Annotated in this window: 24 protein-coding genes; 20 read left to right on the top strand and 4 right to left on the bottom strand. The window is 66.7% G+C overall.

The annotated features are described in order from the left end of the window. Positions 1-65: 65 nt before the first annotated feature. The 4 genes from amyA to ispH all read right to left on the bottom strand — a co-directional run bounded on the left by amyA (position 66) and on the right by ispH (position 4,073). Positions 66-1,553, bottom strand: a complete 1,488-nt coding sequence (amyA, locus tag M2334_RS13570) for an alpha-amylase (RefSeq protein ID WP_264605696.1) — start codon at positions 1,551-1,553, stop codon at positions 66-68. A gap of 133 nt (positions 1,554-1,686) precedes the next feature. Next, positions 1,687-2,124, bottom strand: a complete 438-nt coding sequence (gene rnhA / locus M2334_RS13565; RefSeq protein WP_264572183.1) for a ribonuclease HI — start codon at positions 2,122-2,124, stop codon at positions 1,687-1,689. Further along, positions 2,121-3,104 (bottom strand): homoserine kinase, encoded by a 984-nt coding sequence (gene thrB / locus M2334_RS13560; protein ID WP_264605695.1) that lies wholly within the window; start codon positions 3,102-3,104, stop codon positions 2,121-2,123. The genes rnhA and thrB overlap by 4 nt, the downstream gene beginning before the upstream one ends. 3 nt (positions 3,105-3,107) lie before the next feature. Next, positions 3,108-4,073 carry a 4-hydroxy-3-methylbut-2-enyl diphosphate reductase gene (gene ispH, locus M2334_RS13555; protein ID WP_264605694.1) on the bottom strand — a complete coding sequence of 322 codons (966 nt, stop codon included), beginning with the start codon at positions 4,071-4,073 and terminating at the stop codon, positions 3,108-3,110. A gap of 245 nt (positions 4,074-4,318) precedes the next feature. Here ispH and M2334_RS13550 point away from each other — a divergent pair, with 245 nt between their 5' ends. The 20 genes from M2334_RS13550 to murD all read left to right on the top strand — a co-directional run bounded on the left by M2334_RS13550 (position 4,319) and on the right by murD (position 23,786). After that, the gene (locus tag M2334_RS13550) at positions 4,319-4,972 is read left to right on the top strand and encodes a hypothetical protein (protein WP_264576441.1); all 654 of its coding nucleotides are present in this window, start codon (positions 4,319-4,321) and stop codon (positions 4,970-4,972) included. 71 nt (positions 4,973-5,043) lie between these two features. Next, positions 5,044-6,771, top strand: coding sequence for an arginine--tRNA ligase (gene argS, locus M2334_RS13545; RefSeq protein WP_264605693.1), 1,728 nt, complete (start codon positions 5,044-5,046; stop codon positions 6,769-6,771). Beyond that, positions 6,771-7,532 (top strand): SPOR domain-containing protein, encoded by a 762-nt coding sequence (locus M2334_RS13540; protein ID WP_181558849.1) that lies wholly within the window; start codon positions 6,771-6,773, stop codon positions 7,530-7,532. The genes argS and M2334_RS13540 overlap by 1 nt, the downstream gene beginning before the upstream one ends. A 10-nt stretch (positions 7,533-7,542) precedes the next feature. Continuing rightward, entirely contained in the window at positions 7,543-8,559 is a 1,017-nt protein-coding gene (nagZ, locus tag M2334_RS13535) for a beta-N-acetylhexosaminidase (protein WP_264595030.1), read from the top strand. Positions 8,560-8,621: 62 nt separating this feature from the next. Continuing rightward, positions 8,622-9,377 (top strand): segregation and condensation protein A, encoded by a 756-nt coding sequence (locus tag M2334_RS13530; RefSeq protein ID WP_264585986.1) that lies wholly within the window; start codon positions 8,622-8,624, stop codon positions 9,375-9,377. After that, a complete protein-coding gene (gene scpB / locus M2334_RS13525) occupies positions 9,374-9,991 on the top strand; it encodes an SMC-Scp complex subunit ScpB (RefSeq protein WP_264595029.1) in 618 nt (205 codons plus the stop codon). Before M2334_RS13530 ends, scpB begins: the two co-directional genes overlap by 4 nt. A 95-nt stretch (positions 9,992-10,086) precedes the next feature. Then, complete coding sequence (locus tag M2334_RS13520; protein WP_181558851.1) at positions 10,087-10,329, top strand: twin-arginine translocase TatA/TatE family subunit; 243 nt, start codon at positions 10,087-10,089, stop codon at positions 10,327-10,329. A gap of 29 nt (positions 10,330-10,358) precedes the next feature. Further along, complete coding sequence (gene tatB / locus M2334_RS13515) at positions 10,359-10,829, top strand: Sec-independent protein translocase protein TatB (protein WP_264595028.1); 471 nt, start codon at positions 10,359-10,361, stop codon at positions 10,827-10,829. Next, positions 10,826-11,614, top strand: a complete 789-nt coding sequence (gene tatC / locus M2334_RS13510) for a twin-arginine translocase subunit TatC (protein ID WP_264574577.1) — start codon at positions 10,826-10,828, stop codon at positions 11,612-11,614. Before tatB ends, tatC begins: the two co-directional genes overlap by 4 nt. A gap of 95 nt (positions 11,615-11,709) precedes the next feature. Beyond that, positions 11,710-12,696, top strand: a complete 987-nt coding sequence (locus M2334_RS13505; protein WP_264572192.1) for a cysteine synthase A — start codon at positions 11,710-11,712, stop codon at positions 12,694-12,696. 11 nt (positions 12,697-12,707) lie between these two features. Further along, positions 12,708-13,136 (top strand): hypothetical protein, encoded by a 429-nt coding sequence (locus tag M2334_RS13500; RefSeq protein ID WP_264572193.1) that lies wholly within the window; start codon positions 12,708-12,710, stop codon positions 13,134-13,136. 20 nt (positions 13,137-13,156) lie between these two features. After that, positions 13,157-14,545: a GldG family protein gene (locus M2334_RS13495; protein WP_264605692.1), complete on the top strand. Its 1,389-nt coding sequence runs from the start codon at positions 13,157-13,159 to the stop codon at positions 14,543-14,545. 179 nt (positions 14,546-14,724) lie between these two features. Then, entirely contained in the window at positions 14,725-15,222 is a 498-nt protein-coding gene (locus M2334_RS13490) for a division/cell wall cluster transcriptional repressor MraZ (RefSeq protein ID WP_181558856.1), read from the top strand. Further along, positions 15,222-16,202, top strand: a complete 981-nt coding sequence (rsmH, locus tag M2334_RS13485) for a 16S rRNA (cytosine(1402)-N(4))-methyltransferase RsmH (RefSeq protein WP_181558857.1) — start codon at positions 15,222-15,224, stop codon at positions 16,200-16,202. The genes M2334_RS13490 and rsmH overlap by 1 nt, the downstream gene beginning before the upstream one ends. Next, positions 16,199-16,828 carry a colicin transporter gene (locus M2334_RS13480; protein WP_264605691.1) on the top strand — a complete coding sequence of 210 codons (630 nt, stop codon included), beginning with the start codon at positions 16,199-16,201 and terminating at the stop codon, positions 16,826-16,828. Before rsmH ends, M2334_RS13480 begins: the two co-directional genes overlap by 4 nt. Beyond that, on the top strand, positions 16,828-18,582 hold the full coding sequence (locus tag M2334_RS13475) for a peptidoglycan D,D-transpeptidase FtsI family protein (RefSeq protein ID WP_181558859.1): 1,755 nt from the start codon (positions 16,828-16,830) through the stop codon (positions 18,580-18,582). The genes M2334_RS13480 and M2334_RS13475 overlap by 1 nt, the downstream gene beginning before the upstream one ends. Beyond that, a complete protein-coding gene (locus tag M2334_RS13470) occupies positions 18,582-20,009 on the top strand; it encodes a UDP-N-acetylmuramoyl-L-alanyl-D-glutamate--2,6-diaminopimelate ligase (protein ID WP_413716461.1) in 1,428 nt (475 codons plus the stop codon). The genes M2334_RS13475 and M2334_RS13470 overlap by 1 nt, the downstream gene beginning before the upstream one ends. Then, positions 20,006-21,385, top strand: a complete 1,380-nt coding sequence (locus M2334_RS13465; RefSeq protein WP_264605689.1) for a UDP-N-acetylmuramoyl-tripeptide--D-alanyl-D-alanine ligase — start codon at positions 20,006-20,008, stop codon at positions 21,383-21,385. The genes M2334_RS13470 and M2334_RS13465 overlap by 4 nt, the downstream gene beginning before the upstream one ends. Beyond that, positions 21,385-22,455 carry a phospho-N-acetylmuramoyl-pentapeptide-transferase gene (mraY, locus tag M2334_RS13460; protein ID WP_264605688.1) on the top strand — a complete coding sequence of 357 codons (1,071 nt, stop codon included), beginning with the start codon at positions 21,385-21,387 and terminating at the stop codon, positions 22,453-22,455. The genes M2334_RS13465 and mraY overlap by 1 nt, the downstream gene beginning before the upstream one ends. Beyond that, positions 22,452-23,786 carry a UDP-N-acetylmuramoyl-L-alanine--D-glutamate ligase gene (gene murD / locus M2334_RS13455; RefSeq protein WP_264595020.1) on the top strand — a complete coding sequence of 445 codons (1,335 nt, stop codon included), beginning with the start codon at positions 22,452-22,454 and terminating at the stop codon, positions 23,784-23,786. The genes mraY and murD overlap by 4 nt, the downstream gene beginning before the upstream one ends. The last annotated feature ends 99 nt before the right edge of the window (positions 23,787-23,885 follow it).

The following is a 23,885-nucleotide window of genomic DNA, read 5'->3' as shown; positions in this document are numbered from 1 at the left end:
GGGTCGTTCCTGAGCATCGGTCGCCTCGGAGTTCCCAAAAGGGCAATGCGCTGGCGCTGAGCCCCTCAAAATGCGTCGCTGCGCACCCACACGCTCACGCTTCCGCCATTCACCCGCGCGGTCAGCCGTCCCTCGTCGTCCGACCAGATTTCTTCCTCGCAATGCCCGAGATAATCGCGGAAACCCGCGCCGGCATGATCCGGGCCGAGATCGAAGACTTTGGTGGCATCGCCCGCATTGGTGAGCAGCACGACGCAGCCCGGCGCATCCTCCGTGCCGTGGCGGATGAAGCCGATGGCGTGGGGATCGTCGAACAGATCGGTCTGCGGCCCATGCGCGAAACGCTGCCGCGCTTCGATCAGCTTCTCCAGGCCGTCAATCGGAGGCATCTCGACCTCATGAGTCTCGCCATCGCCGCCCATATCATTGTACCGCGCGCCATAGAGATCGGGATAGAACACGCAGGGCACCCCCGCCTCGCGCAGCAGGATCAGCGCATAAGCCAGCGGGCGGAACCAGGTCTCGACGGGTGCTTCCATGGCCTGCAGCGCCTGGGTGTCGTGGTTCGCGACGATCGTCACCGCGCGGTCCGGGGCCACCGCCACCAGCGAACCGTCGAAGATCGTCCGCATGTCAAATGCGTCGCCCGCGCAGGAGGCCTCGTGAAAGCGGTGATGCAGGGCGACATCGAACAGGGCGAGCTGATGATCGACGCGGTCGAGATAGGTCTGCAGGGCGGTCATGTCCGGGTGCCAATATTCGGCGACCACAAACAGATCGTCCGCCACGCTCTCCCGCATATGCCCCACCCAGTCGCGGAAGAACCAGGCCGGGATATGCTTGGCGGCATCGAGCCGGAAGCCATCGACCGGAAGCTGCTCGGCCAGCCAGCGGCCCCAATATTTCAGCTCTTCATAGACGGCGTTGTTGCGGAACTCGATGTCCGATCCCATCAGATAGTCGAAGTTGCCGAGTTCCTCGTCCACCTCGGCGTTCCACTCGCCATCGCCATAGTCGTTGACGAGCTTGAAAACGCCATTTTCATTGGGCTCGTCGAGATGGTCCACGCCGCTGAAGCAGCGGGCATCCCAGATGAACTTGGAATGGGCGCCATTGCGCCCCGGGAAGGTGAAGCGCGTATAGGCGCGCGCCTCGAAAGCCTCGTCCTCGATCTCGGTGCGGTTATCCGCATTGACCCGGCGCACGCGCACCTGCTCCGTCTCATCCCCGCCCATCTTGTGATTGAAGACAACGTCGTGGATCACCCGCAATCCGGCATCGCGCAGGGCAGCGCAGGCCCGTTCGAGCGCGGCGCGATCGCCATATTTGGTCGCCACTGTGCCCTTCTGGTCGAACTCGCCGAGGTCGAACAGGTCATAGGCATCGTACCCAACCGAATAGCCGCCCGCCGCCCCCTTGCCGGCCGGTGGCAGCCAGACATCGGTGATGCCGATGCCCGCCAGGCTGGCGCTCTTGTCAGCCACCTCATCCCAATGCAGCCCTCCATCCTGCGTGTACCAATGGAAGAACTGGATCAGGGTGCGTGGCGGCATAACAGTCCGATCTTTGGCTAACGAGCCGAGGATCGGCTCCACGCAGTAACGAAGGCTGGCGGCGGACGTTCCAGCCGGCGTAAAACCGGGCGCTATGGGGCTAACGCGAACAGCAGCCCGGAGGCGCGAAAGCCTAACCCCGCGCCCGCTCCGCTGCATCACTGGCGAGGCGATCGGCGCGCTCATTCTCCGGGTGGCCGGAGTGGCCCTTCACCCACTGCCAATCGATCTGGTGGGGGGCGACGGCGGCGAGCAGTTCTTGCCAGAGGTCGGCATTCTTGACCGGTTTCTTGTCGGCGGTGCGCCAGCCATTGCGCTGCCAGCCGTGAATCCAGCGGGTGATGCCGTCCTTCACATAGTTGCTGTCCGTGGAGAGAATGACGTGACACGGTCCCTTGAGGGCATTGAGGCCGGCGATTGCGGCCATCAGCTCCATGCGGTTGTTGGTGGTGTGCGCTTCCCCGCCGGAAAGCTCCTTCTCATGGCCGTTGAAGCGCAGCACCACGCCCCAGCCGCCCGGTCCGGGATTGCCCTTGCAGGCGCCGTCGGTGAACAGCTGAACGGTTTTCACGAGGCCGAGCCGAACAGCGCCGCTGCGTCCGTTTCGGCATAAAAGTCGAGGCGCCGCAGATAGGCCAGCGGGTCCTTGCGCGTGACCAGCGCATTGGCGGGCGTATTGATCCAGTCATAGGCGCGGGTCAGCAGGAAGCGCAGCGCCGCGCCGCGTGCGAGGACAGGCAGCGCGGCATATTCCTCCGCGCTCAGCCCATGCGTCGCGCGATATCCCGCGATCAGCGCCAACGCCACGGCGCTGTCGAAGTCCCGCCCATCCGGGCCGAAGCACCAGGCGCCATGCATGATGGCGAGATCATAGGCGCGGATGTCCGTGCAGCTGAAGTAGAAGTCGATCAGTCCGCCGACCGCGTCGCCGCGCATCAGCACATTGTCCGGAAACAGATCGGCATGGATGACGCCACGGGCCAGCGCCTGCGGCCAATGCGCATCGAGATAAGCGAGTTCGGTTCGTACGCGTGGTTCCAGCCCCGGCTGGATGGTATCCAGCGCGCCGCCGCAGTCATTGGCGAGGCGGTGCCATCCTTCCGGGCCGAGCGTGTTGGGGCGCTCGCCGGAGAAATCCTCGGCTGCGCGATGAAACTGCCCCAGCGCCGCGCCGGCGGACCGGGCCTGAGGCGGGGTCGGGTGGGTCACCGAGACGCCGTTCAGGAACTCGATGAGGGCTGCGGGCCGCTCGCACAGCATCTGCAGTGCCTTGCCCTCGCGGTCATGGATGAAGCGCGGCACCGGACAGCCACGCGCGCCGACATGGTCGAGCAGATCCATGAAAAAGGGCAGGTCCGCCACATCCACGCGCTTTTCGTAGAGCGTCAGGATGAAGCGGGCGCCGTTGCCGTCCGCGCCGGTCGTGTCGACCAGATAATTGCTGTTCTCGACGCCCTCGGCGATGCCCTTGGCGGCGAGCAGCGTGCCGACATCGTAGCGTTCGAGAAAGAGCGCCAGCGTCTCGGCCGGCACCTGCGTGTAGACAGCCATGGCTCAGGCCGCTTCCAGGCCGCGCGGCAGCTTGAAGGTGATCGATTCGGTGGTGGTGAGCACTTCCTCCTCGGTCAGGTCGAACCGGGTGGCGAGCTTGTCGATCACGCTGCGCACCAGCACTTCGGGCGCGCTGGCGCCAGCCGTCACCCCCAGCGTCTCGACGCCGGCCAGCCAGTCGAAGTCGATTTCGTCGGCCGTTTCGATCAGGCGGGCGCGCGCACCGCTGCGGTCGGCGACCTCGACCAGCCGCATGGAATTGGAGCTGTTCGGCGCGCCGATGACCATCACCGCCTGCGCACGACGGGCGATTTCCTTCGTCGCGGCCTGGCGGTTGGAGGTCGCATAGCAGATGTCCTCGCCCTTCGGTGCGGCAATGTCCGGAAAGCGCCGCTCCAGCGTCGCGACGATCTCCGCGGTATCGTCGACGGAGAGCGTGGTCTGGGTGAGGAAGGCCAGCGACACGCCGGGGGCGGGCTGGAAGGCCTCGGCATCTGCCTGCGTCTCGATCAGCGTCATCGCGCCGTCCGGCACCTGGCCGAACGTGCCGATCACCTCGGGATGGTTGGCGTGGCCGATGAACAGGATGTGGCGCCCGGCCTCCACCTGCCGCTCGGCCTGTCGATGGACCTTGGAGACCAGCGGGCAGGTCGCATCGAGATAATCGAGACCGCGCGCCTCCGCATTGGCGGGCACGACCTTGGGTACGCCATGGGCGGAAAAGACCACTGGCCGCCCATCGGGCACCTGATCCAGCTCGTCCACGAAGATGGCGCCCTTGGCTCGCAGCCCATCGACGACGAAGCGGTTGTGGACGATCTCGTGCCGGACATAGACCGGCGCGCCGAACTTCTCGAGCGCCCGCTCCACGATCATGATCGCGCGGTCGACACCGGCGCAGAAGCCGCGCGGTGCGGCGACCAGAACGGTGAGGGCGGGGCGCTGGTGAGAGGCAGGCATGTCGGGCATATGTGTCGATCCATCCATCCAGTCCCATTAGGGGCATGGCCGCCCGAGGGAAAGCCGGAAGAATGGGAGAGGGCGCAACGGCCGTCCGGTTCATCCTGCGGTCATCTGGCGCGGGCGAGGTCTTTGCAGCCCGTCCGGGCGACGTGCCCTTTCGGTTGCGCGCCCGTGGGAGCGCGACTAAGAAGCGCGGACCCGATTGTGCGCGGGATATCCCGCGCGCGCCAGAATAAGGAATTGGAGCCATCGTGCGGATCGCCGCTCTCTCGAAACCCGCCGTTCTGGCAGCTCTTGTCGCCCTGATGGCCGGCTGCGCGAAGCGCGGCGACATCGACTCCGCCGGACAAGGCATCATCCAGTTCCGCACCGCATGCCCGACCGTGGCCGTGGCCGCGCACACCGGCGACGTCACGCTGTTCGACCCGGCCGACAGCCGCGACGCGCGTGCGATCGACGTGGTCGCGACGCTCACCGATGTGCGGCCTGCCTGCACCACGGGTGAGACGGACATTTATTCGCAGGTCGGCTACAAGGTCGTTGCGGTGCGCCGCGATGCCGGGCCGGCGCGGACGGTCGATCTGCCCGTCTTCGCGGCAGTCGTGCGCGGCGCGACGGCGGTGACCGCCAAGCGCGTCACCATGGTGCGGCTGAATTTCGCCGAGGGCGCGCTGCGTGCCGAGGCGACCGGCAGCACCTCTGCCTATATCGATCGCAATGCGGCAACGCTGCCGCCCGAGATCGAGCGCATGATCACCCGCCCGCGCAAGACGGGCGACCAGGACGCGGCGCTCGATCCGCTGGCCCGCCCGGAAGTGCGCGAGGCGATCCAGCGAAGCAGCTTCGAGCTGCTCCTGGGTTTCAACCTGACCACCGACCAGCTCCGCTATAACGTGACCCGCTGACATTTTCCGGCGGCCGGACGACCGCAGCATCCTGCAGCCGCGCCGCCGATGCTGACAGGACCGCTGACCCGATGAATATCTTCGCTCGTATCGCCGCCGCGCTGGACGGCCTTCTGGACGACATGGTGCAGGCTGGCGAATTGCCCGCCGGCCTCAATCGCGCCGCCGTGACCGTCGAACCGCCGCGCGACCCCTCGCATGGCGACATGGCGACCAATGCGGCGATGGTGCTGGCCAAGCCCGCCGGCACCAATCCCCGTGCCCTTGCCGAGCTGATCGCCGGCCGGCTGCGGGCGCTGGCGGATGTCGACGGCGTGGAGATCGCCGGCCCCGGCTTCATCAATCTGCGTCTTGTCCGCACCGCCTGGGAAGACGAGCTGGCAGCCATCCATGCGGCTGGCGCGGACTATGGCCGCTCGACGATGGGCAAGGGCGTGCGCGTCAACATCGAATATGTCTCGGCTAATCCGACCGGGCCAATGCACATGGGCCATTGCCGGGGCGCGGTCGTCGGCGATGCGCTGGCGGCGCTGCTCGAATATGCCGGGCACAGCGTCATCCGCGAATATTATATCAACGATGCCGGCGCGCAGGTGCAGACGCTCGGTCGCTCGGTGCATCTGCGCTACCGGGAGGCGCTGGGCGAGACCATCGCGATCCCCGACGGCTTCTATCCGGGCGAATATCTGATCCCCATCGGTCAGGCGCTGGCGGCGGAGTTCGGTGACCGCTACGTCGGAGCCCCGGAAGCGGACTGGCTCGACCTGTTCCGCGAGCGTGCCGTCGCCGCGATGATGGACATGATCCGCGCCGATCTGGCGCTGCTCGGCATTCATCATGATGTCTTCGCCTCCGAGGCGGCCGTGCAGCAGGCCGGCCGCGTCGATGCGGCGCTGGCCCGGCTGGAGGCGGAGGGCTTCATCTATCAGGGCGTGCTGGAGCCGCCCAAGGGTGAACTGCCTGACGACTGGGAGCCGACCGAGATGACGCTCTTCCGGGCGACGCAGTTCGGTGACGATAGCGACCGGCCGGTGCGCAAGTCCGATGGCGGGCTGACCTATTTCGGCACCGACCTCGCATATCATGCCCAGAAGGCCGAGAATGCCGACCAGCTGATCGACATCTGGGGCGCCGACCATGCCGGCACCGTCAAGCGCATCAAGGCCGCCGTGGCGGCGCTGACCGGCGGCAAGGTCCAGTTCGACGTCAAGCTGGTGCAGATGGTGCGCCTGATGCGCAATGGCGAGCTGGTCCGCATGGGCAAGCGGCTCGGCAATTTCGTCACGCTGGCCGACGTCGTCGAGGAGGTCGGCAAGGATGTCGTGCGCTTCACCATGCTGACACGCAAGGCCGATGCGCAGATGGACTTCGACTTCGCCAAGGTGGTGGAAGCCAGCAAGGACAATCCGGTCTTCTACGTGCAATATGCCCATGCGCGGATTTCCTCGCTGGCGCGCCGGGTGCAGGAGAGCTTCCCGGACGGCCTGCCCGCGGCGGACAGCGCGCTGTTCGGCCCGGAGGAGCTGGATCTGGTCAAGCAGCTGGCCACCTTCCCCCGCGTAGTCGAGGCTGCCGCCAATGCGCGTGAGCCGCATCGCATCGCCTTCTATCTCTACGATCTTGCCGCCAGCTTCCATGGCTGGTGGAACCTCGGCAATGATCAGCCCGAGCGGCGCGTGATCGTCGCGGGCGATGCGGGCCTCACGGCGGCGCGACTGCACTTGAGCGCCGGAATCGGTCAGGTTATCAAGAACGGCCTGGCCCTGATGGGCGTCAGCGCGCTTGAGGAGATGAACTGATGTCAGCCGGGGAGCCGAACAACGGTCTCAATCTTGATGACGAGGACCGGCTGCCCTGGCTGGAGCCCGCAGGAATCGAGGAAGAGACCGAAAGGGTGTCCCCGATCCGCATTGTCGGTCTGGCGGTGCTGGGCCTCGTTCTGCTCGGTGTGATTGTCGCCGGCGGCTATCTGTTCAGCAACCGCGATCGCAGCGGCAGCGATGGCTCGGCGCCGCTGATTGCGGCGGAGAACAAGGATTACAAGGTTCCGGCCAACGCGTCGGACGCGCGCACCTTCGATGGGGAAGGGGACGAAGCCTTTGCAGCCAGCGAGGGCCGGGAGGCTTCGGGGCGCATCGACGCGAGCCGCGTGCCGGAAGCACCGCGTGACGACTTGAAGCAGACCGGCCCGACCGCGCCGGCTCTGGCTGTCCCGGCGGAGCGTCCGGCGGCCAAGCCCACCGTCATCGCGCCGGTCAAGACGGCCGCCACGCCCAAGCCGGCGGCGCCAGCTCCGGCGAAGGTCGAGGATGTCGACACCTTGACCGGGCCGCGCGTGCAGCTCGGCGCCTTTGCCTCGCGCGCCATCGCCGAGGAGGTCTGGAAGAAGCAGTCCGGCCGATTCGATTATCTCTCGGCCCTCAAGCACAGCGTCGAGCCGGTCGAGACGGGCGGACGCACCCTGTATCGCCTGCGCGCCAGCGTCGCTTCCCCGGCGGATGCCACCGCCACCTGCGGCCGGCTGCGCGTGGCGGGCGAAAATTGCATCGTCGTCCGGTGATCTCGGCGCGATGAAGCCGGTCATCTTCGGCCTTGCCGGCGAGCGCGTCAGCGCGGAAGAGCGGGCGCTGTTCCGCGCTTGCGACCCGGCAGGCTATATCCTGTTCGGCCGCAACATCGTCGACCCCGCGCAGATGCGCGCGCTGACCGACGAGCTGCGCGAGATCGCCGGGCGGGACGATTTGTACATCATGATCGATCAGGAAGGCGGCCGCGTCGCGCGCATGCGCCCGCCGCACTGGCCGGACTGTCCCCCCGCCGCACGCTTCGATGCCCTTTATGATGTCGCGCCCTCCAGCGCCATGGAAGCCGCGCGCTGCAATGCGCGTCTGCTGGGTGCCATGCTCTCGGATGTCGGCATCACCGCCAATGCCGCCCCTGTGCTCGATCTGCGCTATCCCGGCGCGAGCGACATTGTTGGGGATCGGTCCTTCGGCGCTGAGCCGATGCGCGTCGCGGCGCTGGGCCGGGCAACGCTGGAGGGGCTGAGGGACGGCGGCGTCGCCGGCATCGTCAAGCATATGCCGGGCCATGGCCGCGCGCTGGTCGACAGCCACCTCGCTTTGCCCACGGTCTCGGCCAGCGTCGACGAGATGGAGCGCGACCTCGCGCCATTCCGGGCGCTGCGTCACGCCCCGGCGGGCATGACCGCGCATATCGTCTACACCGCCTGGGATGCGGATCGGCCAGCCAGCCTGTCGCCTTATGTGATTCGCGAGATTATTCGCGGCGCCATTGGCTTTGATGGCCTGCTGATGTCCGACGATCTCGACATGAAGGCGCTGAACGGTCCGGCGGATGAACTGGCCGAAGCGGTGGTCGCGGCCGGTTGCGATCTCGCGCTCAACTGCTGGGGGCGGATGGACGAGATGACGGCCATCGCCGCGCGCTTGCCTGACATCTCCGATGCGGCGCGTGAGCGGCTGGACCGGGCGATGGCGAGCATCGCCGCCGGGGCCGATCCGGCCTGGCCGGGCGAGAAGGCGCTGGCCACGCGCGACGCGCTCTTGGCCCTCGCGCCGGCATGAGCGCCAGCTCGCCCGTCCAGCCTGCCGATAAGGCGCCGACCGGGCTGTTCGATGGCGAGTGGATGGAGCCTGTCCGCCGCCTGCCGGGCGATGCCATCCTCACCGTCTCCGTGGAAAGCTGGGAGGGGCCGCTCGATCTGTTGCTGGCGCTGGCGCGGACGCAGAAGGTGGATCTGCGCGAGATTTCCATCCTCGCCCTTGTCGAGCAATATCTGCGCTTCATCGAGGAAGCGGCGGAACTGCGGCTGGAATTGGCCGCCGATTATCTGGTGATGGCGGCGTGGCTCGCCTATCTCAAATCCGGGCTGCTGCTGCCCAAGGAAGCGCAGCCCGAGCCCTCGCCGGAAGAACTGGCGCTGCGCCTGCATCTGCGGCTGCAGCGGCTGGAGGCGATGCGCGAGGCGGGCGCACGTCTGATGGCGCGGGATCGCCTGGGCCGGGACGTCTTCCCCCGCGCATCGCCGGAAGGGCTGCATCGGCCCCGCGCAATCGTGTGGCAGGCCAGCCTGTTCGACATCATTCAGGCCTATGGGCAGGTGAAGGCGCGGACGGCGCCGCGCATCCACATCGTCCATCGCCGGCCGGTGATGACGCTGGATGAAGCCATCGAGCGGGTGTCGCGCCTGATCGGCATGGAGCTGGACTGGGCGGAGCTGGGTCGGTTCCTGCCCGAAACCGCCGATCCGCAACTGCGCCGCTCGGCCCTGGCCAGCAGTTTCGTGGCGGCGCTGGAGCTTGCGCGGCTGGGTCGCGTGGAACTGCGGCAGGAAGAGACGTTCGCGCCGCTGTATCTGCGCGCGCCGGCGGTGCCGTCATGAGCGCGCCGGAGTCCCATGCTGCGAGCGAGATGGAACGTCTCGTGGAAGCCGTGCTGTTCGCGGCCGAGGCGCCGCTGACGGTCGCCGAGATCCAGCGGCATAGCGGGCTGGACGGCGATATCCGGGGCTGCCTGTCGGCACTGGCCGCGCATTATGCCGGTCGCGGGATCGAACTGGTCGAGCGGGGCGGGCGCTGGCATTTCCAGACGGCGGCTGATCTCAGCCATATCCTGCGCCGCGAGCGGGAGGAGCCGCGCAAGCTCAGCCGGGCGGCGGTGGAGACGCTGGCGATCATCGCTTATCACGAACCGGTCAGCCGCGCGGAGATTGAGGCGATTCGCGGCGTGCAGGTCGGCAAGGGGACGCTGGACGTGCTGATGGAGGCGGGCTGGGTGCGCCCGGCGGGGCGGCGAGAGGTGCCGGGACGGCCGCTCACTTATGCGACGACCCCTGATTTTCTCAGCCACTTCGGCCTCTCCAGTCGGCGCGATCTGCCCGGGATCGACGATCTGCGGGCTGCCGGCCTGCTCGATCCGGTCGATCTGGCGATGGAATCGCTGGATTTGCAGGGGAGTCTTGAAAATGACCCACAAGATGAAGAAGATGAGGACTGATCGCCTTATTCGATGAGGCAAGGGCTGATGCCGGGATGGCCATTGCGCTATGGACCCGCAGGGCTTAGTTAGGGCGCATTCACAGGAGATTTCTGATGGGTTTCGGTTCCCCGATTCACTGGGTCGTACTGGTGCTGGTGATCGTGCTGCTGTTCGGCGGCGGACGCATCTCCAGCCTGATGGGCGATGTCGCCAAGGGTATTAAGAGCTTCAAGAAGGGCCTTGCGGATGATGACGGCGATACGGCGAGCGCGGCGAAGCCTGCGCAGCGCATCGATCGCCAGTCCGCAGCCGGCGAGAGCAGCGCGACGCGCGAAGAGCAGAAGCTCGAAAGCTGATCCGGGCGGTCTGATCAGGCCAACCTGGCATGTTTGACATTGCGTCCACAGAGCTGCTGCTGATCGCGGTGGTGGCGGTCCTCGTGATCGGCCCCAAGGATTTGCCGCGCGCGCTCTATAAATTCGGTCAGATCGTCGGGAAGGCGCGCGGCATGGCGCGCCATTTCCGCAGCGGCATCGACGCCATGGTGCGCGAAGCCGAGCTTGAGGAGCTGCAAAAGCAGTGGGCCAAGCAAAACCAGAAGATCATGGACGAAACCCGCAATACGGAGTTCAGCGATCCGGCGAGCGCACCCGCCCTGCAGGATCATAGCGCGCCGGAATTGCTAGGAGATCGCGACGACAAGGTCGCCGCCGATGACGCGCCGCCGCATCCCGGCGAGACGGTCGAGGATGCCGGCCCGGCGCACAAGCCCGACGCGCCCGCCAGCGAGAGCATGGCGCAGTCCAGCCTGCCGCTTGGCACCTCCGACGAGCCGAACGGACCGCGTACCGCATGAAGGACATTGACGATACCAAGGCGCCCCTGCTCGATCATCTCATCGAGCTGAGAAAGCGCCTGTTGCGCTGCGTCGCCGCGCTCTTCATTTCCGGCGCGGTCTGCTATTATTTTGCGGGCGACATTCTCGGTTTTCTCGTGGAGCCGCTCAAGCAGGGCTTTGGCAACACGGTCGGAAAGCTCGTTTACACCAAGCTTTATGAGGCGTTCTTCGTGGAATTGAAGGTCGCCATGTTCGGCGCCTTCTTCATCTCCTTCCCGATCACCGCCAACCAACTCTGGGCGTTCATCGCGCCGGGCCTTTATGCCAAGGAAAAGCGGGCGCTGCTGCCCTTCCTGCTGGCAACGCCCATCCTGTTCGTCGGCGGCGCGGCCTTTGCTTATTATCTGGTGATGCCGACCGCATTTCACTTCTTCCTGCGCTTTCAGGGCGATGCGGGCGGGATGCAGCTGGAAGCGCTGCCCAGCGTGGACAGCTATCTCAGCCTCGTCATGCAGTTCATCCTGGCCTTCGGCATCAGCTTTCTTCTGCCGGTGCTGGTGATGCTGCTCAATCGCGCCGGCATCGTCTCGCGCGCGCAATTGGTGGGTGCGCGGCGCTATTTCATCGTCGGTGCGGTGGCTGTGGCGGCGGTTCTCACGCCGCCCGATGTGGTTTCGCAGCTCATGCTCGCCATTCCGCTCATCATCCTCTACGAAATGACGCTGATTTTCATCTGGTTTACGGATCGGCGCGCGGCCCGCGAACAGGGCGAAGACGAGCAGGCGCTCGTCCGGTCCGAATAAGCGCGTTCCGGCAGCGCTGCGGGACAAGCTGGGCTTGCGGCGGCCATGCAATCTCCTGCCTTGCTCAGCGCGCTTCGTCGTCCTAGTCAGTCGCTATGACCGTCCATCCCAATACGATCTCCCTCATCGGTAATACGCCTCTTGTCCGGCTGGCCGGTCCCTCCGAGGCCAGCGGCGCCGAAATCTACGGCAAATGCGAGTTCATGAACCCCGGCGCCTCGGTCAAGGACCGCGCTGCCCTGTTCATCGTGGAAGATGCCGAGGAAAAAGGCCTGCTGCAGCCCGGCGGCACCATCGTCGAAGGGACGGCCGGCAACACTGGCATCGGCCTCGCGCTGGTCGCCAATGCCAAGGGCTATCGCACGATCATCGTCATGCCCGAGACGCAGAGCCGCGAGAAGATGGACACGTTGCGCGCGCTCGGTGCCGAGCTGGTGCTCGTCCCCGCCGCGCCTTATGCCAATCCCGGTCACTTCGTGCACACCTCGCGCCGTCTCGCCGAGGAAACGCCGAACGCGATCTGGGCCAATCAGTTCGACAATATCGCCAATCGCAAGGCCCATATCGTAGGCACGTCCGAGGAAATTTGGGCGCAGATGGAAGGGCGGATCGACGGCTTCACCTGCGCGGCAGGGACGGGCGGCACGCTTGCGGGCGTCGGCCTCGGCCTCAAGCAGAAGAGCGAGGCGATCACCATTGCGCTGACCGACCCTTATGGCGCGGCACTGTACAATTATTACGCCCATGGCGAGCTGAAGGCGGAAGGCTCGTCGGTCGCCGAGGGGATCGGGCAGGGGCGCATCACCGCCAATCTCGAAGGTGCGCCGATCGACACGCAGTTCCGCATGTCCGATGAAGAGGGCATGATGTGGGTCGAGAAGCTGATGGGCGAGGGGCTGTGCGTTGGCCTTTCCACCGGCATCAACGTGGCGGGCGCCGTTGCACTGGGCCGCAAACTTGGGCCGGGCAGCCGCATCGTCACCATCCTGTGCGACACGGGCCTTCGCTATCTTTCCACGCTTTACAATCGGGACTGGCTGGTTTCCAAGGGATTGACGCCTTTTCCATGGTTGGCGGACTAGGGAGCGCAAGGATGGCGGACAGTCGGCCTGAACGGGAAGCGGTGAGCCGCAAAAGCGACGTTCGCGCCCATCGTGAAGAATTGCAGCGCGTGCAGATCGGCCTGGTGGGGCTGGCCGCGGTGCTGCTGGTCGTTACGCTGGCGAACCTGATCGTCGATGCCGTCCGTCAGGATGGGACGAGCGATACCGCGACCATGTCGAGCGATGCGTCGTCCGCTGCCGCACAGACCGGTGGCGCCAATACGACCGGCACCCCGGCACCGACCAACAACGAGCCGCTGGCGGATCTGGGCGTCACCCCGACCACATCGGACAGCGCCGCGCCCATCCTGCCATCGCCCGTGCCCGATCTGGAGCCCGATCCGCAATTGCGTCAGCGCATGGATCAGGACCGCGATCAGGCCCAATCGCAGCGCCCCGCCCAGCAGCAGACGCCCTGAGCCGTCGCCCGGTTGCCGCGATGCCCCGCACTGCCTTGCTGCTGGCGGCGACGCTTGCCCCTGCCATCCTGTCGCTTCTGCTCGGGCTGACCGGCACCAGCCTGCGGACCGGACGGCTCGATCCGCTCGATTGGCTGTGGCCGGGCACGGCGGGGATCATTCTGGGCGCCATCTTGCTGACCCGCGCGGTCCGCTCCGGGCAGGGGGACCGCGCCGAGGCTGCTCCTGCGAGGCTGCGCTGGCCGACGGTTGCGGCTCTGTGGGTCGTCGTCCTGCTGCCACCGCTGTGCCTGATCGGGTTGGCGTCCGTCCGTCTGCCCTGGGCCGGCATGATCGCGCTCGCGGCGGGATTGGCCCTCGTCGGCAGTCTGTGGGCCTTGGTCGCAGGACGTTCCCGCCGGGTAAGGCTGGGTTCCGCGCTGGCGTTGTGCGCGGGGGCTGTGCTTGTCGCGAATTGGGCCGTGCCGGCCATGCGCAAGGCTTCCCAATCTGCCACGGCCGGGGATCGGCCCAGCGTCGCTTTGTTCTCGGCCTTGCCCTTGCATGATGTCGCCATGGGCGCCGTTCACGGATTGCCGGCCATGCAGTCGATCGGCCTGCGCTCGCCCCTGCTGCGCGCGCTGGACCTCCATGTCGCCCTGCACCCTCTGGATGCGCTCAATGACCAGAGCCTTGTCGGGCACGAGGCCGTGCTGCTGGCCCAGCCGCGCGCGATGGCGCCGGAAGAACTGGTCGCGCTGGACCGCTGGGTGCGCGCGGGTGGACGCGCGGTGGTGCTGGCCGATCCGTTATTGCTCTGGCCGGACCCGCGCCCGCTCGTCCATCCTGGGCGGCCGCCGCTCACGAGTCTGCTCGATCCGCTGCTGGCCCATTGGGGCGTGCGGCTGGAGGCTGCGGAATTCAGCGCGCAATCCCATGGCGACGGCCATGGGGGCGAGGCGTCGGATCGGCGGAGCCTGGCGTCAGGCGCCTTGCTGCAGGTGGCAGGCGCCTCGCGCTTCGTGGTGCGCGAGCCGACGGCCGGCTGCACGCCCGCCGAGCAGGGATTCCTCGCGACCTGCCGATTGGGCAGGGGGCAGGCGTTGCTGGTGGCGGATGCGGACTGGATCGATGACCGCCTCTGGACGCTGGCCTCGCAGGATGCCGACCGCGCGCTGCGCACCAGCGATGCGCCGGACGTTCTCGCCGCGTGGCTGCGCAACGAGCCGCTCTCGACCGGCACTTTCACGAGTTGGGTGAAGGACGAGGCCGCTCTGGTGCGGGGTCTCCGCTTCGCGCTGGCCGCTGCGCTTGTCCTTTCCCTCCTGCTGGCCCTGGTGGTGCGCAATCCCCGCTATTCCCAGCCCATGTTTCGGACAAATACGGGCCATAATGAGAACATAAGAAAAACGGAGGGCATTTCTCCCTAATCTGCCCAAGATTTTCCCATCATTTCCCACTTTATCCAAGATTCTCCCTTTTCTCCCCGGGGGCGGACTGCTAATACCGCAGGCCTAGGGGCACTCGTATCTTCGCGAGTCTATCAACCGGTCAGCTTGGTGCTTTCCGGAGCGGGAAGGCCTGTGCCCCGCGCAGGGAGTTCGTTGGGGTGTCATCGGCTTATTTCATGGGGAACGGGGCCAGTGCCCTGGACGGCAAGGGGCGCTTCGCGCTGCCGATGTCGTTCCGCTCCGTCCTGAACGAGCACAGCACCCAGCCCGGCACCATGCTTGTTAGGGCCGACCCCACCCGCAAATATGTGTCGCTTTTCGGCAGCAAACAGCTCGATTTCTTTCAGAACAAGTTCGACGAGGCCGCCCGCATCGCCATGACCCGTGGCGAGGATTTCGACGCGGAAATGGCGGACGCGAACTTCTGGAGCACCATCAAGACCGTTACCATCGACTCCGGCGGCAGGTTCACCCTGCCGCCGGCTTTTCGGCGGTTGTACGGCATCACCGACGCGCTCTTCATTGTGGGGGGCGGCCGCCTCGTCCAGCTTTGGAGCCCCGAGCGCTTCCTCGCCGAGAATTCGGCGAACCTGCTTGCCATCGAGGAATGCGAAACTTTCCTCGATGAGCTCAAGGCCAAACGGGAGGAGCGCTGATGAGCGCGGCTTCCCTTGCGAACCCGCCGGCCGAGCCGCACCGCCCCGTGCTGCTCGACGAAGTGCTGGACGCGCTTGCCATTGCCCCTGGCGAGCGTCATGTCGACGGCACATTCGGTGCCGGCGGGTACAGCCGCGCCATGGCCGCGCGCGGCGCGCGGGTCTTCGCGATCGATCAGGATCCTGACGCCATTGCCGAAGGGCAGGCGGTCGTCGCAGCCAGTGAGGGCGCGATTACGCTGCTCGCCGGCAATTTCGCGCAGATGGAACGGCTGCTGGCTGAGGCCGGTGTCGACAGCGTGGATGGCGTGACGCTGGATATCGGCGTCTCCTCCATGCAGCTCGATCGCGAGCGGCGCGGCTTCTCGTTCCGCTTTCCGGACGCCCCTCTGGATATGCGGATGAGCCAGTCCGGCGAAACGGCAGCCGAATTTCTCAATCGCGTCGATGAGACCGAGCTGGCCGACATCCTCTATCATTATGGCGAGGAGCGGCAGTCGCGCCGTGTCGCGCGTGCCGTCGTGGCGGCGCGCCCGCTGGCGACCATCGGCGATCTCGTCGGCGCGGTCCACAAGGCGCTCGGCAAGCGGCCCGGCGACAAGACCGATCCGGCGACGCGGACCTTCCAGGCGATCCGCATTCACCTCAATGGTGAGTTGGATGCGCTGGAGCGCGGTCTGGATGCCGCCGAGGCCGTGTTGCGCCCGGGTGGCCGGCTGGCGGTGGTGACCTTCCACAGCCTGGAAGATCGCATCGTGAAGAATTTTCTCCGCACGCGCAGCGGGCAGGAGGGTGCCGGCTCGCGCCACCGGCCGGAGGTCAAATCCGCCGTGCGGCCGACCTTCCAGAAGCCCGCGCGCGCTGTTCGCCCCGGCGATGCCGAGCTCAAGTCCAACCCCCGTGCGCGCTCCGCAACCCTGCGTAGCGCCATCCGAACTGAAGCCCCTGCCATGCACCAATCTGTGGGAGCACGATCATGATCGCCATCAAGCGCTTGCAAAGCATCATGTGGATTCTCGTGGTCGCCATGGGGGCGCTCGCCGCCTATCTGATCAGCCTGCAGGTGGCGACGGAGCGGAACGCGGTGCGGCATACGATCGACCAGATCCGCTGGACCCGCGCCGACATCCGCTATCTTGAGGCGGAATTCGGCGCGCGGGCAACCATGCGTCAGCTCCACGCCTGGAACACCAGCGACCTGCGCCTGTATGTGCCGGCGCCTGCGCAATATCTGCCCAATGAGCGCGCGCTCGCCAATCTGGACCGCATGGCGCCGGTGACCGGCGGCTACAGCCCGCCGCCCGTCATGACCGCGATGGCCCAGAACACCCCGCCTGCGCCGGTCGCGGCAGCGCCCGAAAAGCCGGCAGCGCGCAGCGGTGCCGATGTCGCTTCGGAATTCGCGTTCATTCGCACCGCCTCGGCTGCCGAGCCCCGGCCGCCCGTGGCGGAGGTTAAGGCGAAGCCGGCAATGCGCGCGCCGGCAGAGGCTGCGGCGCGCCGCACTGTCGAGCCCGATCCGGCCTCCCGCAAGGCAGCCCGGCTGGCCCTGCTCGACAAGAAGCTGCTCGGCGGCCCGGCTCTAAGTGAAGCCATGGTGCCCTGATGGCCACCATTTTGGCGCGGCCGGAGCCGCGTTCCGAGACCCGGAAGCCGACAGATCTGGTCACGGTGGCCCACGGCCGGATCATGCTCCTCCTGCTTATTTTCGCCGCGATCACAATGGTGATGGCGGCGAAAATGGTCTGGATGGGTATCGACGCCGGCACCCAGGCGGAGCGCATGGCCAGCCCCATCCCGATTCCCGGTCGCGCTGACATTGTCGACCGCAATGGCGTGCCGCTGGCGCGCGATATTGACGGCTACGCCATTGCCGTGCGCCGCGACCGCCTGCTCGGCGATCCGCGCGATCTGGCCAAAAAGCTCCACGCGATCTTCCCCGATCAGTCTGAAGCGGATTTCTACGCCAAGCTGACCTCGGGCGGGCAGTGGAACTACCTCCGCACCCGCGCCGTCCCGCGCGACGTCGCCGCTGTGAATGCCCTGGGCGAGATCGGCATCGAGTTTCCGCGTGAGGCGGAGCGGCTGTATCCGCAGCGCACGCTGGCCGCGCACCTTATCGGTTTCGTCAATCGGGATGGGTTCGGTGCCATGGGCGTCGAGCGCGCGTTTGATGACCGGCTGACTGACGAAAAGACGCGCGGGCAGCCGCTGCAGCTCTCCATCGATAGCCGCGTTCAGGCCGCGCTGGAGGAAGAACTTTCGCTCGGCATGGCGGAGCAGAGCGCCAAGGGCGCCGTTGGCATCGTGCTGGATTCGCGCAATGGCGAAGTGATCGCGATGGCGTCTCTGCCCACGTTCAATCCCAACCGCCTGGTGCCGGTCGAGGCGCCGATGGTGATGGGCCCGGACGGCCAAATGCGCCGGGGCCAGATCACCTGCGACATGTCGCCGCGCTGCAATCGCGTGGTTCAGGCGCGCTATGAGCTCGGCTCGACGTTCAAGCCGCTGTCTTTTGCCATCGCCATGGATGCGGGCGTCATCGTCAGCATGAGCAAGCGCTATGATGCCACGGCGCCGCTGCCGGTCGGGCGGTTCACCATCAAGGATGACCACCCACTGGGCCGCTGGCTGACGGTGCCGGAGGCGCTGGTGCACTCCAGCAACATTGTCACGGCCCGCATCGCCGATGAAATGGGGCAAAAGCCGCTTGAGGCGGCCTATCGCTCGCTTGAGTTCGACCGTCCGGCCACCGTGGAGCTGCGCGAACAGGCCGGCACGCTGTTCCCGTCGCGCTGGTATCGCACGACGATCATGACGACGGCCTATGGCCACGGCATCGCCGTGACGCCGATGCATCTGGCGAGCGCATATGCCGCGCTGGTGAATGGCGGCATCTGGCACCCCACCACCGTTCTCAAGCGCAAGCCGAATGAACAAGTGGCCGCCCGCCGGGTGTTCTCCGAGCAGACCAGCGCGAAGATGCGCCAGTTGCTGCGGATGATCGTGCAGACCGGCACCGGGCGCAATGCGGATGCCGAAGGCTATCGCGTCGGCGGCAAGACAGGCACGGCCGAGAAGCCCAAGGACGGCGGCTATGCCCGTCGCTCGCTGGTCTCCACCTTCGCTGCGGCTTTCCCGATGGAAGCGCCGCGCTACGTCGTCATCGTGATGATGGACGAGCCGCAGGGCAGTGCCCGCTACCCGGGCATACGCACGGCCGCTTATACGGCCGCCCCGGTGGTGAAGTCCTTCGTGTCGCGCGCCGCGCCGCTGCTGGGCGTCTATCCCGAGGCGTTCCGCGACGTCGACATTTCTGAGCTGACCCCGTTGGTCAAAGACGAAGAGGTGGCCGAATGATGCGCCTTTCCACGCTCGTGCCCGATTCGATTGATCCGGCCAAGGACGCCGAGGTGAGCGGCTTCGCGCTGGACCATCGCAAAGTGGCGCCCGGCGCCGTATTCGGGGCGTTTCGCGGCGCGCGGGTGAACGGCGAGGACTTCATCGACGCCGCCATCGCTGCGGGCGCCGTGGCTGTCGTCGCGGCGCCGGATGCGCGCGTGGCCGGCGTCCCCCACATTGCCGCCGAGGAACCCCGTCGCCTGTTTGCGAGCCTCGCGGCGCGCTATTATGCGCCCTATCCGCAGACGCTGGTCGCGGTCACCGGCACCAATGGCAAGACCTCGACGGTCGAGCTGACCCGGCAGCTCTGGCGCATGATGGGTCATGGCGCCGCGTCCATCGGCACGCTGGGCGTGACGACCGCCGTGGATCAGGTTTCGACCGGCCTCACGACCCCGGACGTGGTGACCTTTCTCTCCAATCTCGCCGGGCTCGCCAAGGAAGGCATCGACCATGTCGCCTATGAGGCGTCGAGCCATGGGCTGGCCCAATATCGCGCCGAGGGCCCGCGCGTTGCGGCGGGCGCCTTCACCAATCTGAGCCGCGATCATCTCGATTATCACGGCACCATGGACATGTATTTCGCGGCCAAGATGCGGCTGTTCGACGAGGTTGTCGCGGATGATGGCGTCGCTGTCATTTGGGCCGATGACGAACGCTCTGCCGAAGTGATCGAGCATGTGCGTCGCCGGGGCTTGCAGTTGATGACCGTCGGTTCGGCCGGCGAGACGCTGCGGCTGGTCACGCAAACGCCGATGCATCTCGGGCAGACGCTTATGATCGAGGCGGAGGGCGCCACGCACAAGGTCGATCTGCCGCTCATCGGCGCCTATCAGGCCGCCAATGCGCTGGTTTCCGCCGGACTGGTCCTCGCAACCGGCGGCGCGCTGAAGACGGTGCTGGGATTGCTCTCGCGCGTGCAGCCGGTGCGCGGTCGGCTGGAACGCGCCGTCATCACCACTGCCGGTGCGCCGGTTTATGTCGATTATGCCCATACGCCCGACGGGCTGCGGGCGGCCATCGAAGCGCTGCGCCCGCATGTGCGCGGCCGGCTCATCACCGTGTTCGGCGCCGGCGGGGATCGCGATGCCGGCAAGCGCCCGCTGATGGGCGGCGTTGCCAGCGACCTCAGCGATGTCGTGATCGTCACCGATGACAATCCGCGCGGGGAAGACCCGCAGGTGATCCGCGCCGCGATCATGGCCGGCGCGCCGGGCGCGCGGGAGATTGGCGGGCGACGGGCTGCCATCGCTGCCGCCATTGCCGAGGCGGGGCCGGACGATATCGTGCTGCTGGCCGGCAAGGGGCATGAGCAGGGTCAGATCATCGGCGACCGCGTGCTGCCGTTCGACGATGTCACCGTGGCGCGGGAATGCGCTGCATGAGCTTGTGGACCTCCGACGAGATCGCCGCAGCGACTGGCGGGACAGCCTCCACGGCCTTCGCGGTGGGCGGCGTCGCGTTCGATAGCCGGGAGGTCGCGACCGGCGATCTCTTCGTCGCGCTGCATGGCGAGAGCGCGGATGGTCACGCCTATATTCCAGGGGCGCTGGCGTCCGGCGCAGCAGGGCTGCTGGTGGATCGGGCTGTCGAGGGGCCTTGCGTCCGCGTCGCCGACACGGCGAAGGGCCTCGATGATCTTGGCCGTGCCTCCCGCGAACGGACGTCGGCAAAGATCATCGGCGTCACCGGGTCGGTCGGCAAGACCGGCGTCAAGGAAGCGCTGTTCGCCGCGTTTGACCGGATGAGCCAGGGGGGCGCCCATCGTTCGCTCAAGAGCTACAATAATCATGTCGGCGTGCCGCTTTCGCTGGCGCGGATGCCGCGCGAGGCGTGCTATGGCGTGTTCGAGATGGGCATGAACCATGAGGGCGAGCTGCGCGCGCTGACCGCGCTCGTCCGCCCGCATGTCGCCATCGTCACGACGATTGCGCCCGCGCACATCGAATATTTCGGCACGGAAGAGAAGATCGCGCTGGCCAAGGCGGAGATATTCGAAGGCCTTGTCGAAGGCGGCGCGGCGGTTATCCCCGCCGACTCGCCCCATGCGCCGCTGCTGACAGACCACGCCCGTCGTCACGCCGGGCAAGTTGTCACCTTCGGGCGCGATGCCGGGGCGGATGTCCGACTGATCGACGAAATGTCCGTGGGCGCTGCCGGTACCCGCATCACCGTGCAGACCCGCGCGGCGCGCCTCAGTCTGGTGGTCGGGATGCCGGGCCGTCACTGGGTCAGCAATGCGCTGGGCGTACTGGCCGTGGTCGAGGCCGCCGGTGGCGATCTGGCGCAAGCCGGCCTTGCGCTGGCGGAAATGACCGGGCTGCCAGGCCGGGGCGCACGCCGCCCCATCGCGACCGCGGACGGTGGCGAGGCCTTGATCGTCGATGAAGCCTATAATGCCAATCCCGCCTCCATGGCCGCCACCTTGGCGCAGCTTGGCGAGGAGCGGGCGCAGCGGCGGATCGCGATATTGGGCGCGATGAAGGAACTCGGCGACCAGTCCGCGCCGCTTCACGCCGGGCTGGCGCAGGCCATTCGCGATGCGAAGGTGGATGTGGCGCTTCTGGTCGGCGAGGAAATGGCACCGCTCGCCGATGCTCTGGCCGGCGAAATTTCCGTCGAGCACGTCGCAAATGTCGATCAGGCCGTTGAATTCGCACGCTTAACGGTCAAAAGCGGCGATGTGGTGCTGGTCAAGGGGTCCAACAGTGTCGGACTTTCGCGACTTGTCGAACAGCTCGCAGCAAGCGAGGTGGCCTGATGCTTTATTGGCTCGCTGAACAACTGAATTTCCCAGGCATCTTCAACCTGGTCCGATACCTCACATTCCGGGCCGGCGCCGCGATCGTGACGGCGCTGATCATCGGGCTGGTGATCGGTCCCCGCTTCATCGGCTGGCTGCGTGTCCGCCAGGGCAAGGGGCAGCCGATCCGAGAGGATGGGCCGCAGACGCACTTCGTCAAGCGCGGGACGCCGACCATGGGCGGGTTGATGATCCTCACCGCCATGGCGAGCGCCGTGCTGCTGTGGATGAACGTCACCTCGGTCTATATCTGGGCCTGCCTCATCGTCACGCTGGGCTTTGGCGCCATCGGGTTCATGGACGATTATGACAAGGTGACCAAGGCGAGCCACAAGGGCCTCTCCGCCCGGGCGCGCCTGCTGGCGGAATTCGGCATCGCCGGTTTCGCCACCTGGCTGATTGTCAGCCAGAACGGCACCTTGCTGTATCTGCCCTTCTGGAGCGGCGGCGCGCTGGACCTTGGGCCGCTTTATTATCTGTTCGGCGCCTTCGTCATCGTCGCCTTCGGTAATGCGGTGAACCTCACGGACGGGCTGGACGGGCTGGCCTCCATGCCGGTGATCGTGGCGTCGATGGCCTTCATGCTGATCGTCTATCTTGTCGGCCGCGCCGACTATGCGTCCTATCTCGGCATTCCCCATGTGCCGGGCGCGGGCGATCTGGTGATCCTGTGCGGCGCGATTGTCGGGGCATGCCTTGCCTTCCTGTGGTTCAATGCGCCCCCGGCGGCGGTGTTCATGGGTGATACCGGCAGCCTCGCACTGGGCGGCACCATCGGCGTGATCGCCGTGGCGGCCCATCACGAGATCGTGCTGGCGGTCATCGGCGGCATCTTCGTGGTGGAGGCGATGTCGGTCGTCATTCAGGTGTTCTTCTACAAGCGCACCGGCAAAAGGGTGTTCCGCATGGCGCCCATCCATCATCATTTCGAGCAGCTTGGCTGGCCTGAATCCACGGTGGTGATCCGCTTCTGGATCGTCTCCTTCGTGCTTGCGCTCGCCGGTCTCGCGACGTTGAAGCTGCGATGATCGTTTCCCCCGCCTTTGCCGGCAAGCGCTATGCCGTTCTGGGGCTGGCCCGCTCCGGTCTTGCCACGGTCGATGCCCTGGCGGCCAGCGGTGCCCATGTCATCGCCTGGGACCAGCGCGAGGATGCGCGGGCACTGGTTGCGGACAAGGCCGAGCTGGGCGATCCGATGGAGATGGATCTGGCCGGGCTGGACGCGCTGGTCGTATCACCCGGTGTGCCGCTCAACCGCCATCCGGTGACCTGCCGTGCACGCGCCGCCGGCGTGCCGATCATCGGGGACATCGAACTCTTCGCGCTGGCACGGTCGAGCCTGCCCGCGCATCGCGTGGTCGGCATCACCGGCACCAATGGCAAATCGACCACGACGGCGCTGATAGATCATATCGTGCGCACCGCAGGCCTGCCCTCGCGCATGGGCGGGAATATCGGCCTGCCCATTCTCGCGCAGGCACCGCTGCCGGAGGGCGGCGTCTATGTGCTGGAGCTTTCCAGCTATCAGATCGATCTGACCTTCAGTCTCGATTGCGACGTGGCGGTGCTGCTCAACATCACGCCCGATCATCTCGACCGCTATGATGGCTTTGAGGGCTATGTCGCGTCCAAGCAGCGCCTCTTTGCCATGCAGTCGCCCGATCATCCGGCGATCATTGCGGTGGACGACGCGGTGACGCGGCGCATCGCCGATGCTCTGCCGCAGACCGTGCCCGTGACGGCCCAGTCGGTTGCCGCCGAGGACCAGTCCCGCTGGCCCGCCTTGCAGGGGCCGCACAATGCGCAGAATGTCGCGGTCGCCAAGGCCGTGGCAGAGGCGCTGGGCATTGCGCCCGAGACGACGGCGCAGGCGCTGGCGAGCTATGTCAGCCTGCCGCACCGCATGCAGCGCGTTGCCGAAATCGACGGCGTGCTGTTCGTCAACGACAGCAAGGCGACCAACGCCGCCTCGACCGCGCCGGCGCTCGCTGCCTGGCCGCCGGTCGACGGACGGTCGCGCATCCACTGGATTCTCGGCGGTCTCGCCAAGTCGGATTCGCTCGATGAGTGCGCGGCGGGCTTCCCCAACATCGCGCGGGGCTACACCATTGGCGAGGCCGGGCCGCTGTTCGCCCGTCTGCTGGGTGAGGCCTCCGTGCCCGTCACCGAATGCGAGTTGATGGTCACGGCCGTGGCCGAGGCTGCCGCGCATGCGCAGCCGGGCGATATCGTCCTGCTTTCGCCGGCCTGCGCGTCGTTCGATCAGTTCCGGGATTTCGAGGCGCGGGGCGATGCCTTTGCGGCCGCCGTGGCCGCGCTTCGCGATAAAGCAGGGGCAGAAACGGGGGCAGGGGCATGAGCGAGCGCGGGGACGAAGGCGTAGTCATGGTCGAAGGCGAGGCGGCGAAGCCGGTTACCGCGCCGCCGCTCGATGTCGCCTTGTCTCCTTTGCGCGCCC

The sequence above is a fragment of the Sphingobium sp. B11D3D genome (assembly GCF_025961755.1).
Classification (GTDB): domain Bacteria; phylum Pseudomonadota; class Alphaproteobacteria; order Sphingomonadales; family Sphingomonadaceae; genus Sphingobium.
Note: the sequence above shows the minus strand (reverse complement) of the source record. Positions and strands in the feature narration are given on the sequence as shown.

Bases quoted from the DNA above. Each gene is read 5' to 3' on its own strand.
- amyA (WP_264605696.1), bottom strand. From the start codon at position 1,553: ATGCCGCCACGCACCCTGATCCAGTTCTTCCATTGGTACACGCAGGAT.
- thrB (WP_264605695.1), bottom strand. From the start codon at position 3,104: ATGGCTGTCTACACGCAGGTGCCGGCCGAGACGCTGGCGCTCTTTCTC.
- ispH (WP_264605694.1), bottom strand. From the start codon at position 4,073: ATGCCCGACATGCCTGCCTCTCACCAGCGCCCCGCCCTCACCGTTCTG.
- argS (WP_264605693.1), top strand. From the start codon at position 5,044: ATGAATATCTTCGCTCGTATCGCCGCCGCGCTGGACGGCCTTCTGGAC.
- M2334_RS13540 (WP_181558849.1), top strand. From the start codon at position 6,771: ATGTCAGCCGGGGAGCCGAACAACGGTCTCAATCTTGATGACGAGGAC.
- nagZ (WP_264595030.1), top strand. From the start codon at position 7,543: ATGAAGCCGGTCATCTTCGGCCTTGCCGGCGAGCGCGTCAGCGCGGAA.
- M2334_RS13530 (WP_264585986.1), top strand. From the start codon at position 8,622: ATGGAGCCTGTCCGCCGCCTGCCGGGCGATGCCATCCTCACCGTCTCC.
- scpB (WP_264595029.1), top strand. From the start codon at position 9,374: ATGAGCGCGCCGGAGTCCCATGCTGCGAGCGAGATGGAACGTCTCGTG.
- M2334_RS13520 (WP_181558851.1), top strand. From the start codon at position 10,087: ATGGGTTTCGGTTCCCCGATTCACTGGGTCGTACTGGTGCTGGTGATC.
- tatB (WP_264595028.1), top strand. From the start codon at position 10,359: ATGTTTGACATTGCGTCCACAGAGCTGCTGCTGATCGCGGTGGTGGCG.
- tatC (WP_264574577.1), top strand. From the start codon at position 10,826: ATGAAGGACATTGACGATACCAAGGCGCCCCTGCTCGATCATCTCATC.
- M2334_RS13505 (WP_264572192.1), top strand. From the start codon at position 11,710: ATGACCGTCCATCCCAATACGATCTCCCTCATCGGTAATACGCCTCTT.
- M2334_RS13500 (WP_264572193.1), top strand. From the start codon at position 12,708: ATGGCGGACAGTCGGCCTGAACGGGAAGCGGTGAGCCGCAAAAGCGAC.
- M2334_RS13495 (WP_264605692.1), top strand. From the start codon at position 13,157: ATGCCCCGCACTGCCTTGCTGCTGGCGGCGACGCTTGCCCCTGCCATC.
- rsmH (WP_181558857.1), top strand. From the start codon at position 15,222: ATGAGCGCGGCTTCCCTTGCGAACCCGCCGGCCGAGCCGCACCGCCCC.
- M2334_RS13480 (WP_264605691.1), top strand. From the start codon at position 16,199: ATGATCGCCATCAAGCGCTTGCAAAGCATCATGTGGATTCTCGTGGTC.
- M2334_RS13475 (WP_181558859.1), top strand. From the start codon at position 16,828: ATGGCCACCATTTTGGCGCGGCCGGAGCCGCGTTCCGAGACCCGGAAG.
- M2334_RS13470 (WP_413716461.1), top strand. From the start codon at position 18,582: ATGCGCCTTTCCACGCTCGTGCCCGATTCGATTGATCCGGCCAAGGAC.
- M2334_RS13465 (WP_264605689.1), top strand. From the start codon at position 20,006: ATGAGCTTGTGGACCTCCGACGAGATCGCCGCAGCGACTGGCGGGACA.
- mraY (WP_264605688.1), top strand. From the start codon at position 21,385: ATGCTTTATTGGCTCGCTGAACAACTGAATTTCCCAGGCATCTTCAAC.
- murD (WP_264595020.1), top strand. From the start codon at position 22,452: ATGATCGTTTCCCCCGCCTTTGCCGGCAAGCGCTATGCCGTTCTGGGG.